The 14,789-nt window shown below is 69.7% G+C and carries 10 protein-coding genes; 5 read left to right on the top strand and 5 right to left on the bottom strand.

The annotated features are described in order from the left end of the window. Nucleotides 1-7: 7 nt before the first annotated feature. A complete protein-coding gene (locus ACFMRZ_RS22210) occupies nt 8-553 on the bottom strand; it encodes a TetR/AcrR family transcriptional regulator (RefSeq protein WP_400180599.1) in 546 nt (181 codons plus the stop codon). Nucleotides 554-635: 82 nt separating this feature from the next. Here ACFMRZ_RS22210 and ACFMRZ_RS22205 point away from each other — a divergent pair, with 82 nt between their 5' ends. Further along, nucleotides 636-2,204 carry an MFS transporter gene (locus ACFMRZ_RS22205; protein WP_400180598.1) on the top strand — a complete coding sequence of 523 codons (1,569 nt, stop codon included), beginning with the start codon at nt 636-638 and terminating at the stop codon, nt 2,202-2,204. A 174-nt stretch (nt 2,205-2,378) separates the two neighbouring features. On the opposite strand, the gene ACFMRZ_RS22200 is transcribed toward ACFMRZ_RS22205, so the two are convergent. Next, a complete protein-coding gene (locus ACFMRZ_RS22200; protein WP_400180597.1) occupies nt 2,379-4,124 on the bottom strand; it encodes a DUF4407 domain-containing protein in 1,746 nt (581 codons plus the stop codon). A 226-nt stretch (nt 4,125-4,350) separates the two neighbouring features. Here ACFMRZ_RS22200 and aroQ point away from each other — a divergent pair, with 226 nt between their 5' ends. The 4 genes from aroQ to ACFMRZ_RS22180 all read left to right on the top strand — a co-directional run bounded on the left by aroQ (nt 4,351) and on the right by ACFMRZ_RS22180 (nt 13,054). Next, nucleotides 4,351-4,962 (top strand): gamma subclass chorismate mutase AroQ, encoded by a 612-nt coding sequence (gene aroQ / locus ACFMRZ_RS22195; RefSeq protein ID WP_400180596.1) that lies wholly within the window; start codon nt 4,351-4,353, stop codon nt 4,960-4,962. 718 nt (nt 4,963-5,680) lie between these two features. Then, on the top strand, nt 5,681-10,360 hold the full coding sequence (gltB, locus tag ACFMRZ_RS22190; protein ID WP_400180595.1) for a glutamate synthase large subunit: 4,680 nt from the start codon (nt 5,681-5,683) through the stop codon (nt 10,358-10,360). A gap of 59 nt (nt 10,361-10,419) precedes the next feature. Further along, a complete protein-coding gene (locus ACFMRZ_RS22185; RefSeq protein WP_400180594.1) occupies nt 10,420-11,889 on the top strand; it encodes a glutamate synthase subunit beta in 1,470 nt (489 codons plus the stop codon). 241 nt (nt 11,890-12,130) lie between these two features. Next, the gene (locus tag ACFMRZ_RS22180; protein ID WP_280271599.1) at nt 12,131-13,054 is read left to right on the top strand and encodes a cutinase family protein; all 924 of its coding nucleotides are present in this window, start codon (nt 12,131-12,133) and stop codon (nt 13,052-13,054) included. Nucleotides 13,055-13,175: 121 nt separating this feature from the next. On the opposite strand, the gene ACFMRZ_RS22175 is transcribed toward ACFMRZ_RS22180, so the two are convergent. From ACFMRZ_RS22175 to ACFMRZ_RS22165, 3 genes are all read right to left on the bottom strand, one after another. Beyond that, nucleotides 13,176-13,508, bottom strand: coding sequence for a hypothetical protein (locus ACFMRZ_RS22175; protein ID WP_400180593.1), 333 nt, complete (start codon nt 13,506-13,508; stop codon nt 13,176-13,178). 209 nt (nt 13,509-13,717) lie between these two features. Beyond that, entirely contained in the window at nt 13,718-14,002 is a 285-nt protein-coding gene (locus ACFMRZ_RS22170) for a hypothetical protein (RefSeq protein WP_400180592.1), read from the bottom strand. Nucleotides 14,003-14,117: 115 nt separating this feature from the next. Beyond that, nucleotides 14,118-14,750, bottom strand: coding sequence for a histidine phosphatase family protein (locus ACFMRZ_RS22165; RefSeq protein ID WP_400180591.1), 633 nt, complete (start codon nt 14,748-14,750; stop codon nt 14,118-14,120). Between the last annotated feature and the right edge of the window lie 39 nt (nt 14,751-14,789).

The following is a 14,789-nucleotide window of genomic DNA, read 5'->3' as shown; positions in this document are numbered from 1 at the left end:
GTAGCGGTCAGGGTTGGAGGAGGCGGGTGACGACGGCGCGGTAGCGGGCGGGGTCTATCGGGGGGAGGCCGAGGAGGGCGCGTAGGTAGACGCCGTCGCCGACGAGGCGGACGATGTCGGCGCGTACCGGATCCTCGATTTCGTTGTCCAGGCCCGTGCTCCAGCTGTCGAGGACCTCGATGAGGGCGCGCTGCACCTCGTCGTCGCGCTCGTCGTGGGCGGCGTCGACCGTGCGCATGGCGGCCACCATGGAGCGGTACAGCGCCAGTTCCAGGGCGTCGGTGTCGTTGTCGGCGCTCGGTGTCTGCAGGTACCACTCGGTGACCGACTTGCCTTGGGCCGCAGCGGTGTCCAGTTGCTCGGTCGTGCGCTCGCCCAACCGGCGCACGAGCCCGGCCAGCAGCGCGTCCTTGCTCTTGAAGTGGTAGAGCAGCCCGCCCTTGGAGACGCCGGCGGCGGCCGCCACGTTCTCCAGCGTCACCTGGGACATGCCCTTGTCCAGCAACAGCGATTCGAGCGCGTCGAGAATCCGATCGCGGGTGGTAGTTGTCACGTCCGCGACTGTACCGTCCGGACGGTTATCTCTGATACTGTACCGTCCGGACGGTAAGAAAATCGACCATGGAGTAAGGATCATGAACACCCACGACGGCACCGCGCTCCCGCACCGGGCCGCCGCCCGCGACTGGGCCGGGCTCGGCGTTCTGGTGCTCGCGCTGCTGCTCATCTCGGTGGACGCGACCGTGCTGGACATCGCCGTCCCCGCGATCAGCGCTCATCTGGCCCCGACCACGCCGCAGCTGCTGTGGATCATCGACGTGTACTCGTTCGTGCTGGCGGGTCTGCTGGTCACGATGGGCGTGCTCGGTGACCGCATCGGTCGTCGTCGGCTGTTGCTGCTCGGCGCGGCGGGATTCGGCGTGGCCTCGGTGCTCGCCGCGTGGTCGGTGAGCCCGGAGATGCTGATCGCCGCCCGCGTGCTGCAGGGCGTCGCCGGCGCCACGCTGATGCCGGCGACCCTGGGCCTGATCCGGGCGATGTTCACCGACGCGCGGCAGCGCACCACCGCGATCGCGGTCTGGAGTGCGGCCGCGACCGGCGGTGCGGCCTTGGGCCCGGTGCTGGGTGGCTGGCTGCTCGAGCACTTCTGGTGGGGCTCGGTGTTCCTGATCAACGTGCCGGTCATGTTGGTGCTGGTGGCGCTGGGACCGCTGCTCGTGCCGGAGTCGAAGGACCCGAATCCGGGCCGGTTCGACCTGGCCAGCGCGGGATTGTCGATGCTGGCGCTGGTGCCGGTGGTGTACGCGGTCAAGGAGACCGCCGCGCACGGCGCGCGCCCGGTCGTGCTGGGCGTCGCGGCGGCCGGTGTGCTCGCCGGCGTGCTGTTCGTGCGCAGGCAGCGCCGTCTCGCCGATCCGATGCTGGATCTCGGGCTGTTCGCGCTGCCGCGCTTCCGTACGGCGGTGCTGACCAGCCTGCTCGCGGTGTTCGCGCTCGCCGGTGTGCTGTTCTTCGGTTCGCAGTATCTGCAGCTGGTGCAGGGCCGCTCGCCCCTGGACGCCGGATTGCACCTGATGCCGGGGATGCTCGCCAGTATGGTGTCGGCGCTGATGTCGGCGTGGCTGGTGCGGGTGTGGCAGCCGGGCCGGGTGCTCGCGGGCGCGCTGGTGGTGGCCGCCCTCGGCGCGGCGCTGTTCGTCGGGCTGAGTGCGGATCCGGCGGCGGGGGTCACCGCGTTCGTCGTGGGCTTCCTGCTGATCGGCGCGGGTGTCGGTGTGGCGCTGACGGTGTCGTCGGATCTGGTGGTCGGGTCCGCCCCGGCCGAACGCGCCGGTGCGGCGGCCGCCGTCTCGGAGACGGCGTACGAGGCCGGTATCGCGCTCGGTGTCGCGGCGCTCGGCAGCGTGGTGATGTCGGTGTTCCGGCACGGCGTGGACGTGTCGCGGGTGCCCGCGGCGCAGCTGTCGGCCGCGCGGGAGTCGCTCGGCGGCGCGGTGGACACCGCGAGCGGGCTGCCCGACGAGGCCGCCGCGGCCCTGCTGAATTCGGCGCGCGAGTCGTTCGTCGCCGGAATCCATTGGGCCGCACTCGCGACCGCGGTGATCCTGCTGGTGGCGGCGGTCGTCGCGTACCGCATGCCCACCGCGCGGGCCGCCGGCACGCGCGAGTCGCGCGGCCGGGCGGATGTCACTGTTCGGGCATGAGCGTCGTCGGACGCTTCGCCACGCAGGTCGATCGTGCCTTACCTGCGGTTCGAGGTGGATGCCATCGCCGTCCGCGGCTGACCGGTCACCGTGCCGGTCGGCCGGAAACCGTTGGGACCAGGCGGTTTACATGTTCTACGTGAAACATTCGGCAAACCGGCCGGGGCGGGGCGGTCAGTTCTTGTCGGCGGCGGGAGGCAATTGCCGGGGCCCGCGGTATTCCAGTTCGGGGTTGCCTGTGCGCGATGACAGGGCGTCCTGCCGGTCGGTCGTGCCCAGGCTGTAGGCCGGGGACGACTGGGCGGTGGACAGCGCGGCATGACGAGGGTCCTGCGCGTCGACCACCTGCTGGGCATACTGCGGCGTCCCCGGAGCGCCGGACTCGTCGGAGTGCACGGTGACCTTGCGGGTGCGCCGCAGCGTGAAGGTGATCTCCTCGGCCTCCTCGAAGACCTGCCGGACCGTGCGCAACGGGTGCGTGGCGGTATCCACGGCGCTGGTGACGAAGGACGGCACCAGCGGGCGGATCCACCGGGCCGCGGTATCGCTGAACGGCACGGTGCCGATCACCGGAAGTTCCAGTCCGCCACGGCTTTTCTCCGGCGCCCGGTCCCCGGACTCGGCCGGTGCGAGCGCATCGGACGTGCGCTGGGCGGGCAGATTGCGCGGTGGTGTCACATTCCCCTCCTGGGGCGCGGGGTCGGTCGATTCGGCGGCGGGGAGTGCCGCGAGCGATTCGAAATCGGCGACCGCCCGGCGCGCGGGTTCGGTGACACCGAGCTCGAAATTGCCGATGGCGGCGATGATGCGCCTGCGCTGCTGTTCGCGGTCGATGGCGGTGTCGGCGTGCGCGGTCAGCCGGGCGGCGGCCAATTCCTGGTCCGCACGCAGGTTTTCGGCCTCGGTGCGTACCTCGGCGCGCTTCACCGCGATGGCGGCCGCGGCGTGCTGCTCGGCCCGGTCGGCCACGGCTCGCGCCGCGATGCGCCGCTCGAACGACGTTTCCCCGCGCCACCAGCGCAGCAGCAGCGGCAGCAGGGCCAGCGCCACGGCCACCAGGATGGTTGCCAGGCGCAGCAGCAGACCACCGGCGTGACCGGTGGTGTAGTCGTGCATGGCCAGCCAGCGCGCGCCGAGCCCGCGGTCCCCGGTGTCGAAGGCGTCGGAGCGGGCGCTGTCCAGCGCCCGCTGCCGCTCCGTGACCCGCGCGTCGAGCGGCTGCACCCGCGCCTGCGCCGCGGCCAGCCGCGCCCGAGCGTCGGTGAGCATGTCCTCGGCGGTCTGCGATTCGGGCCCGCGGCCCGGCACACCGGTGATCTTCGTCTGCGGGCACTCCGGTGTCGGGTTGTATTCGCAGCGGGCGATCACCAGCGACTGCTCGATATCGCCCTGCGCCTTGGCGACGGCCTGATCCAGGCCGGCCCGTTCCGTGCGCGCCTGCTCCAGTTCGGTGCGGGTGGCCACTACGGCGGGCGCGGATTCGCCCTCGCGCCTTGCCTTTTCGTCCAGCACCCGGTTCACGGTGCCGGCCAGCAGCACGGTGCTCGCCAACTCGGCGACCACCACACCGGCCAGCACGGCGACCGCGACGCGACCGATCAGTTCGCCGGCCCCGCGGCGCGGCGCGGTCACCGTGGCCAGCGCCCGCGCGCCGAACGCGACCAGCGGCAGCACGATCAGCGCCGCGAACACCACGAGGAGCGGTGGCCAGTGCGCCGCCACGGTGGCCGCCGTCACCGCCGCGGTGGAAACCACGGCGAACAGCAGTACCGCGACGCCGCCGACCGCGTAGCCGCCGTGTTCGTGCCGGTCGACGACCTCCGCTCCGGCGCCGCCGAACCAGGTCGGTACCGCTGCCGCGGCCCGACCGAAGGTACGGTTACCGGAATCGGGCTGGTCAGGGACGCGGGGGTCGGTCATGGGAGCTCACATTCCTCTGGGTCCCAGGCGTTTCCGAGGCTCGCCGAAATTGTCGCGCATTCGTGGTCTCAGCGTGACAGGCTGGGGCGAGTTCTACCGAGCACGGCACCGGGGATGTGGTCAGCCTCACAGATCATCCGCGCGGCGAGGGCGCGAATCCCCGGGAACGACAGGATGTTTCGGCCGGGAAGCGGTTCCCGGGCCCACGGACCAGGAGGTGGTCGGGATGCGCGGCACTGTTTTCGCGCTGGCTGTGGCGTTGTCGCTCGGAGTGGTCTCGGTCGATGCGCTGCCGGTGACGGGGGAGCGGACGCTGCCGGTGGCCGCGGCCGAGGTCCCGACAGCCGCGCCGGATCCACTCGTGAACCTGGTGCTCGAGCGCCTGAACACAGCCGACGCGGTGGCCGCCGCCAAGTGGTCGACCGCCACCCGCACCGGGCAGCCGCCCGTGATCGACGACCCGGCGCGGGAGGCGGAGGTCTACGACTCGATGGCCACCGCGGGCGCCCGGCTCGACCTGCCCGAATCGTGGGTGCGGCAGGTTTTCCAGGGTCAGATCGAGGCCAACAAACTCGTGCAGCGCGGCCTGCACGCCGAGTGGCGTTTCCAGCCGGGCGCCGCGCCCGCCACCGCTCCCGACCTCGCCGCGGTGCGTCCGGTGATCGACCGGGTGAACGGCGAGATCCTCGGACAGCTGGCGGCCGTGCGGGCGACGCTGTCCGGCCCGGCCTGCGCCCAGCGGTTGGCGGCGGCCGTCGCCCCGGTGGTGACCTCGGGTGAGGTCGACGTCCTGCACGCCGCGGCACTCGCCCGCGCGTCCGCCGCATTGTGCCGCTGACCTGCGCTCGAGTCCCCTCGGCCGAGGGTGTGAGAAACCACACTGAACAATGTTTGCTGAAACTGTGCTGAACTACACATCAAGGAAACGAAGCCGTACGGTCTGAACGCAGCCGTCAGCCCGCTGCCTGCGTATCCGGAACGTCTCCGCGGGGTGTCCGGGAAGTTAGCCGTCTTACAATCGGTTTGTCCGTACCGGGCCGTGGGAATTCTCTGTTGATGCAGGTAAGAGGGCATCTTGCGGCGTACGTGCAGGCTCGGCGAGCGGACCGGCGCGACGATGGCGAACAGTGGCATACACGACTCAGTGATCATCCAACCCTGCTTTACACTGGAGAACGCGCAGGTAGTGGAGGACCGATGAAGAAGCCCAGGTAGACGCCGTTATTAGCACAACCTAAGTTGGTTGGGCTCAGGTCCTGACTTATCGTTTGCTCTTATGTCGGGCACGAAATGTCCGACTACATCGCCCGATTCGGCCACAAGCCGTGACGACAGCCCAACGGGCGATAACGGCGCGGCGGCATGGAACACGTCAGAGTTCCGTTACCGCCGAGCACCCGGCTACGACATCGAAGCGGGTAGGACAACTGGAGAGTTGACTGCACGGGATGACCATCAGCGCCGCTGGTCTCCGAAACGTCCGGGCGCAGTCTAGACGGAGGCGTTCGACGAAGGCCCGATTTCATCGAAGGCCTGATTTTCTTGAAGGCAGAGGCATGACGCAACTTCCTGGCCACCGGCCCGCGGGGCGCACTGGGTCGCACCGCAACCCGGGACCCACCGGTCTCTACGACCCGGCGTACGAACACGACGCCTGTGGTGTCGCGTTCGTCGTCGACATGCACGGCCGCCGCAGCCGCGACATCGTCGACAAGGCGATCACGGCGCTGCTGAACCTGGAGCACCGCGGCGCCGCGGGCGCCGAGCCCAACTCGGGCGACGGCGCGGGCATCCTGATCCAGGTCCCGGACAAGTTCTTCCGTGCCGTAGTGGACTTCGAGCTGCCCGCCGTGGGCTCCTACGCCACCGGTATCGCCTTCCTGCCGCAGGCCCGCCGGGAGGCGGCCCGCGCGCGCTACCACGTCGAGAAGATCGTCAAGGAAGAGGGCCTGGCCGTCCTCGGCTGGCGCGAGGTGCCCATCGACGAGTCGTCGCTGGGCGCGCTGGCACGCGACGCCATGCCGACCTTCCGGCAGCTGTTCATCGCCTCGCCGCCCGAGGGGGCCGAGCAGCTGACGGGCATGGACCTGGAGCGCCGCGCCTACGTGGTGCGCAAGCGCGTCGAGCACGAACTCGGCAAGCAGGGTCCCGGCGAAGGCGCGGTCGGCCGCGAGACCGTGTACTTCCCGAGCCTGTCCGGGCAGACCTTCATCTACAAGGGCATGTTCACCACGCCGCAGCTGCGCGCGTTCTACCTGGATCTGCAGGACGACCGGGTGGAATCGGCGCTCGGCATCGTGCACTCCCGCTTCTCCACCAACACCTTCCCGTCCTGGCCGCTGGCGCACCCGTTCCGGCGCGTCGCGCACAACGGTGAGATCAACACCGTCACCGGCAACGAGAACTGGATGCGGGCCCGCGAGGCCCTGCTGAACTCCGACGCGTTCGGCACCGACCACGAGGGCCGCAACCGCCTGGAGAAGATCTTCCCGGTGTGTACCCCGGGCGCCTCGGACACCGCGCGCTTCGACGAGGTGCTGGAACTGCTGCACCTCGGCGGCCGCAGCCTGCCGCACGCCGTGCTGATGATGATCCCCGAGGCCTGGGAGCGGGCCGAGTCGATGGATCCGGCCCGGCGCGCGTTCTACCGCTATCACTCGTTCCTGATGGAGCCGTGGGACGGCCCGGCCTCGGTGTGCTTCTCCGACGGCACCGTCATCGGCGCCGTGCTCGACCGCAACGGCCTGCGCCCCTCGCGCGTCTGGGTGACCGACGACGGCCTGGTCGTGATGGCCTCCGAGGTCGGCGTGCTGGACATCGAGCCGTCCAAGGTGATCAAGAAGGTCCGCCTGCAGCCGGGCCGGATGTTCCTGGTCGACACCTCGCAGGGCCGCATCATCGGCGACGAGGAGATCAAGACCCAGCTCGCCGGCGAGCACCCGTACCAGGAATGGCTGGACGACGGCCCGACCAAGCTGTCGGACCTGCCCGACCGCCCGCACGTGCACATGTCGCACGACCGCGTCCTGATCCGGCAGCAGATCTTCGGATACACCACCGAGGAACTGAGCCTGCTGATCTCGCCGATGGCCAAGACCGGCGGCGAGGCGCTCGGCTCGATGGGCACCGACACCCCGATCGCGGTGCTGTCGGCCCGGCCGCGGCTGCTGTTCGACTACTTCTCGCAGCTGTTCGCGCAGGTCACCAACCCGCCGCTGGACGCCATCCGCGAGGAGATCGTCACCAGCCTGCGCAGCATGATCGGCCCGGAGGCCGACCTGCTGCACCCCAGCCCGGACTCCTGTCGCCAGATCACGCTGACCTCGCCGATTCTGGACAACGACGAGCTGTCCAAGCTCGTCCACATCAACGACGACGGCTCGCATCCCGGGCTGCGCTCGGTCGTGGTGCACGGCCTGTACCCGGTGAAGAAGGGCGGCAAGGGCCTGCGCAAGGCGCTGCAGGCGATCAACGAGCAGGTGTCGACCGCCATCGACGGCGGCGCGCGCATCATCGTGCTGTCCGACCGGGAGTCCAACGAGAAGCTGGCGCCGATCCCGTCGCTGCTGCTCACCGCGTCGGTGCACCACCACCTCGTCCGCGAGCGCACCCGCACCAAGGTCGGGCTGGTCGTGGAGGCCGGTGACGCCCGCGAGGTGCACCACATGGCCATGCTGGTCGGCTTCGGCGCGGCCGCGATCAACCCGTACATGGCCTTCGAGTCGATCGAGGACATGCTCGAGCGCAACGCGCTCCAGATGCCCGGCAGCACCGGCGATCTGGCCGTCGACTACGACACCGCGGTCAAGAACTACATCAAGGGCGCCGGCAAGGGCGTGCTGAAGGTGATGTCCAAGATGGGCATCTCCACCATCGCCTCCTACCGCGGCGCGCAGCTGTTCCAGGTCGTCGGCCTGTCGCAGGAGCTGTGCGATCAGTACTTCACCGGGCTGAACTCGCCGCTGAACGGCATCGGCCTGGACGAGATCGCCGGCGAGGTCGCGGCCCGGCACCGGGTGGCGTTCCTGGAGAACCGCAACGAGCGCGCGCACCGCGAACTCGAGGTGGGCGGCGAGTACCAGTGGCGGCGCGAGGGCGAGTACCACCTGTTCAACCCGGACACGGTGTTCAAGCTGCAGCACGCCACCCGCACCGGGCAGTACAAGATCTTCAAGGAGTACACCCGGCTGGTCGACGACCAGTCCGAGCGGCTGGCCTCGCTGCGCGGCCTGTTCAAGTTCAAGTCCGAAGGCCGCCATGCCATCCCGATCGAGGAGGTGGAGTCGGCCCGCGATATCGCCAAGCGGTTCTCCACCGGCGCGATGAGCTACGGCTCGATCTCCGCCGAGGCGCACGAGACCCTCGCGATCGCGATGAACCGGCTCGGCGGCCGCTCGAACTCGGGCGAGGGCGGCGAGTCCCCGGCCCGCTTCGAGCCGGAGGAGAACGGCGACTGGCGGCGCAGCGCGATCAAGCAGGTGGCCTCCGGCCGCTTCGGCGTGACCGCGCACTACCTGACCAACTGCACCGACATCCAGATCAAGATGGCGCAGGGCGCCAAGCCCGGTGAGGGCGGCCAGCTCCCGGCGCACAAGGTGTACCCGTGGGTCGCCGAGGTGCGGCACTCGACGCCGGGCGTCGGCCTGATCTCCCCGCCGCCGCACCACGACATTTACTCGATCGAGGATCTCGCCCAGCTGATCCACGACCTGAAGAACGCGAACCCGCAGGCGCGGATTCACGTGAAACTGGTCGCCGAGCCGGGCGTCGGCACGGTCGCCGCGGGCGTCTCCAAGGCGCACGCCGACGTGGTGCTCATCTCCGGTCACGACGGCGGCACCGGCGCCTCGCCGCTTACCTCGCTCAAGCACGCGGGCGGTCCGTGGGAACTCGGCCTCGCCGAGACCCAGCAGACGCTGCTGCTCAACGGCCTGCGCGACCGCATCGTGGTGCAGGTCGACGGTCAGATGAAGACCGGCCGCGACGTCATGATCGCCGCGCTGCTCGGCGCCGAGGAGTACGGCTTCGCGACCGCGCCGCTGGTGGTGTCGGGCTGCATCATGATGCGCGTGTGCCACCTCGACACCTGTCCGGTGGGCGTGGCGACGCAGAATCCCGTGCTGCGCCAGCGCTTCTCGGGCAAGCCGGAGTTCGTCGAGAACTTCATGCTGTTCATTGCCGAGGAGGTGCGCGAGTTGCTGGCCTCGCTGGGCTTCCGCACCCTGGACGAGGCCATCGGCCGGGTCGACCTGCTCGACACCACGCAGGCCAAGGAGCACTGGAAGGCGGCCAAGCTGGACCTGTCGCCGATCCTCGACGATGTCGAGACGGCGTTCATGTACCAGGACCGCCGCCGCACCAAGGAGCAGGACCACGGCCTGGACAAGGCGCTGGACAACCAGCTCATCGCCCAGTCCGCCGACGCGCTGGAGCGCGGCAAGCCGGTCAAGTTCGAAACCAAGATCACGAACGTGAACCGCACCGTCGGCACCATGCTCGGCCACGAGGTGACCAAGCTCTACGGCGGCGCGGGCCTGCCCGACGACACCATCGACATCACCTTCACCGGTTCGGCGGGCAACAGCTTCGGCGCGTTCGTCCCGGCGGGCATCACGCTGCGGGTGTTCGGCGACGCGAACGACTATGTCGGCAAGGGTCTTTCGGGCGGCCACCTGGTGGTGCGGCCCCCGCTGAACGCCCCGGCGGCGTTCGTCGCCGAGGAGAACATCATCGCGGGCAACGTGATCCTGTTCGGCGCCACCAACGGCCAGGCGTTCATCCGCGGTGTGGTCGGGGAGCGGTTCGCGGTGCGCAACTCGGGCGCCACGGCGGTCGTGGAGGGCGTGGGCGACCACGGCTGTGAGTACATGACCGGTGGCCGGGTGGTCATCCTCGGCGAGACCGGGCGCAACTTCGGCGCCGGTATGTCGGGCGGCATCGCCTTCGTCTACGACCCGGAGGGCAAGTTCGGCGATCATCTCAACGCCGAGCAGGCCGACGCGGTCGAGGCGCTGTCGGGCGACGACTTCACGTGGCTGCGCGACATCATCACCCGGCACCGCGACGAGACCGGATCGGCCGTCGCGGAGCGGATTCTGGGTGACTGGTCGCAGCAGGTGAACCACTTCGTGAAGGTTATGCCGCGCGACTACAAGAAGGTACTGCTGGCTATCTCCGAGGCTGAGAAGGCCGGCCGGAATGTAGATGAAGCAATCATGGAGGCCGCCCGTGGCTGAGATGAGACGCACCGGATTTGTTGGGTGCGCCGGACAGGCGCGGAGGTCAGAGGCCGTTCATGGGTGACGCACAAGGATTTCTGAAGCACACGAAGCGGGAGCTGCCCGAGCGGCGGCCGGTTCCGTTGCGGCTGATGGACTGGAAAGAGGTCTACAAGGAGGGTTTCCCGCACGAGACCCTGCAGACCCAGGCCAGCCGCTGCATGGACTGCGGAATCCCGTTCTGCCACAACGGGTGCCCGCTGGGCAACCTGATTCCCGAGTGGAACGACCTGGTGTACCGGGGCAATTGGCGCGAGGGCATCGATCGCCTGCACGCCACCAACAACTTCCCGGAGTTCACCGGGCGGCTGTGCCCGGCGCCGTGCGAGTCGTCGTGCGTGCTCGGCATCAATCAGGACCCGGTGACCATCAAGCAGGTCGAGGTCGAACTCATCGAGAACGCCTTCGACGAGGGCTGGGTGGCCCCGGTGTACCCGACCCGGCTGACCGGTAAGAAGGTCGCCGTGGTGGGTTCGGGTCCGGCCGGTCTGGCCGCGGCCCAGCAGCTCACCCGGGCCGGGCACACGGTGACGGTGTTCGAGCGCGACGACCGCATCGGCGGCCTGCTGCGCTACGGCATCCCGGAATTCAAGATGGAGAAGCGCTTCATCGACCGCCGCCTGGCGCAGATGGAGGCCGAGGGCACCGTCTTCAAGGCCGGTGTGAACGTGGGCGTGGACATCACCGCCGCGCAGCTGCGCGAGAAGTTCGACGCGGTGGTGCTCGCCGGCGGTTCGACCATCGCCCGCGATCTGCCGATCCCGGGCCGCGATCTGGACGGCATCCATCAGGCGATGGAGTTCCTGCCGCTGTCCAACCGCGTGCAGCTGGGCGACCCGATCACCGATGAGGACGGGCTGCCGCCCATCAACGCCAGGGGTAAGAAGGTCGTCATCATCGGCGGCGGCGACACCGGCGCCGACTGCCTGGGCACCTCCCACCGGCAGGGCGCCGCCAGCGTGCACCAGTTCGAGATCATGCCGCGGCCGCCGGAGGAGCGCGCCGATTCCACGCCGTGGCCGACCTATCCGCTGATGTACCGGGTTTCCTCGGCGCACGAAGAGGGCGGCGAGCGGGTGTACTCGGTGAACACCGAGCGCTTCGTCGGCCAGGAGGGCAAGGTCACCGCTCTCCAGGCGCACGAGGTGCAGATGGTCAACGGCCGCTTCGAGAAGATCGAGGGCTCCGACTTCACCCTCGAGGCCGATCTGGTGCTGCTGGCCATGGGCTTCACCGGGCCGCAGAAGCCGGGCCTGCTCGAGGACCTGGGCGTCGGCTACGACCAGCGCGGCAATGTCAAGCGTGACAACGAGTTCCAGACCACCGTTCCCGGCGTGTTCGCCGCCGGTGACATGGGCCGCGGCCAGTCGCTGATCGTGTGGGCCATCGCCGAGGGGCGGGCCGCCGCGTCGGCGGTGGACAAGTTCCTCGAGGGCGACACGGCGCTGCCCTCGCCGATCGCGCCGACGACGGTCGCCCAGCGCTGACGAAGTATCGGGAGAAGTGCCCGCGGGTCGTGGCCCGCGGGCACTTTCGTTTCTGTGCCGCGGGCGAATTCGACGGAAATCGGACGTGTTGGTGTGGCCGAATGGCACTTTGGGTAAGCGCCCCTTATTCTTAGCAGCGGTTAGCCCGGTGTTCACCGATTGGAAATACGGTGGGGCCACCATGATCGGCGAAGATAAGTCGAAATGTCCCCGTGCCGGGGCAGGCTTGAACTGGAGCGGTATGCGGTTGAAGAAGTTGGTCGCGGCTGCGGGGGCAGCGGCAGCGGTGTTGTCTGGTGTCATGGTGTCCGGCGCCGTGCTCGGAACCGGCTCCGCCGCAGCGGATCCCGGTTGCCCGGGCCTGTACGTGGTCGCCATCCCGGGTACCTGGGAGACCGGTGAACACAAGCCCGAGGACATGACGGGTCCCGGCATGCTGGCCGGGGTGACGCGCGGTCTGCCGAGTAACACCGACGTCGACTACGTCTCCTATTCGGCGACGGCCTTCCCCTGGGAGGGCGACATCTACGGCGCCTCCAAGAAGCAGGCCATCGACGGCGCGCGCGGGCTGATCCACGACATGGCCGGGCGTTGCGCCGCCACCAGGTACGCGATCGTCGGCTACAGCCAGGGCGCCGACGCGGCGGGCGATCTCGCCGCCGAGATCGGCACCGGCCTCGGCGTGGTGTCCCCGGACCGGATCGCGGGCGTCGGGCTGATCTCCGACCCGCGGCGTTCGCCGGCCGATGTGCAGGTGGGGCCGATCGTCGGCGGCGCCGGCGCGAGCGGGCCGCGGCTGGGCGGGTTCGGTTTCGTCAGCGACCGGGTCCGGACCATCTGCGCCGAGGGCGACCTGTACTGCGCGACCGCCGACAACGACTTCGTCACTCGCTTCGCCGGTTTCCTGGCGCAGGCGTCCGGCGCCAACGCGGCGAACATGTGGCGCTACCAGCTGGAGGCGGGCTCGATCATCGGCGACCTGATGGCGCACGGTGGCATTCCGACCCTGCAGGCGCAGCTGTCCGAGGATTCGAACAAGCAGCGTGTGACGCAGCTCGAGGACTTCTACGGGTCCGGCGCGCACACCTCCTACGGCAACTACCGGGTCGGTGGCGGCCAGACCGCCGTCACCTGGATGCACAACTGGATCGCCGGAATGGCGTGAGCGTGGCCCGGCAACGGGTTTCGTGAACTTCGAGGGCCGCTCCCCATGGGAGCGGCCCTCGCTCGTCCGCGAGTGGCCGCGCACAAACCGTCGCCGGGATGACTTTAGGTGGCGATCACAACTAGCCCGCCGAGCCTGTGGAGGGAAGCTGCACTCCCGGGAACGGGTTCTGGTTCGGGGCATCGGGTCGTCGGTTGTCGCCGTCGTCGCCGCGGCGGTCGTCGCCGCGGTGGTCACCGTCGTTGCGATGGTCCTGGTCGCCCGGCGGGCGCTGGCCGTCCGGTTGCCAGGCGATCGAGGTGGCGCTCGCGTCCGCGTCGGTGGTGGCGGCGAAGGCCGGGACTGCGACGGCCGTCAGGGAGACGGCGGCCAGGGCGCCCGCGGCGGCGACGCGGATCACCCGGCGGCGAGCGCGGGTCGGCTTGGTGGACGAGGTATTCGCGGTGTTCGACAACGCAATCTCTTTCTGTCGGAAGATGAATCGCCGCGGTCGGCGTTCACGCTTCCCATAGAAGTCGCGGAGGCTGGGACGGGAATGCGATCCGCCTGGCAACCGTCTGGGAACGGACAGCGTTCGCGCCCGCCGACACGACCCGCTGGCCGACAACGCACGAAGGGCCACTCCGTGGCGGAGTGGCCCTCGTCTCGGGAACTGTGCGGTGGTCAGCCGAAGGAGCCGGTGGGCGGCAGCTGCGGGCCGTCGGGGCCGGGGTGGAACGGGCCGGGACCACCACCCGGACCCGGCCAGCCGGGACCTTCGCCCGGTCCGTGGTGGCGGTGGTGATGGCCGTCGCCGTGGTGCTGCGGCCAATCGACGTCGCCGGCCGCGGGCGCGTCGGCGAAGGCCGGAACCGCCACCGCGGCGATCGGCACCGCGGCCAGCGCACCGGCGACGGCGACCCGGGCGACGGCGCGCCGGGAACGGGTTGACTTCCTGGTTGAGAGCAACGGAATGCCTTTCTCTAGGAACATGAGCCGCCACGAGCGCACGGCCCACGAGATCCCATCGAACGGGTCGTTGCTGAGACCGGAATCCGACCCGACTGGCAGTTTCCTGGGAGTTTCAGGCCCCGCCGGCGAGATTGCGCGGCAACAGGTCCCAGACGTGCCCGTTCTCGTTGACGGTCGCCGCGGTCCGGGTGCCCGTGCGCGAGTACAGGATTCGGGTGATCGAGCAGTAGTCGATCGGGAAGGTCAGCGGGCGCGCCAGGCCCAGCACGTCCTGCAGCAGCACATTGATCACGCCGCCGTGCGCGAAGACGACCACCGTGTCGGAGCGGTCGGCGGCCGAGACGAGCCGATCGACCGATCCCAGCACCCGGCCGATGAACGCCGGGCCGTCGATCTGCTCGGGCAGATACCCGGATTTGATGCGGTCGTAGGTGGCCCGGAACTCCCGGCGCGCGTCCTCGATCGGGATGTACACGGGCAGGTCGCGGTCGTACTCGGCGAGGTCGTCGATGGTCTCGACCGCGAGTCCCAGCTTCTCCGCCGTCGGAGCGGCCGTCGCCCGGGCGCGGCGCTGCGGACTGCTGACCACGCGGGTGACGCGGTGCGGGCCGCCCTCCATCCGGGCCAGCACGTCCGGCACCCGCGCCGCCTGCTCGGCGCCCAACTCCGTGAGCCCCGGATCGGCCGGGCCGGACGTGGTGAACACCCGCTCCGGCTGGGCATGACGTACGAGAACAAGCTGCACCCGTCCTACTCTGCCGTACCGGGCGGGCAGCGGGCACGG

This window comes from Nocardia sp. N2S4-5 (assembly GCF_044628355.1).
In the GTDB taxonomy this organism is placed as follows: Bacteria; Actinomycetota; Actinomycetes; order Mycobacteriales; family Mycobacteriaceae; genus Nocardia; species Nocardia wallacei_B.
Note: the sequence above shows the minus strand (reverse complement) of the source record. Positions and strands in the feature narration are given on the sequence as shown.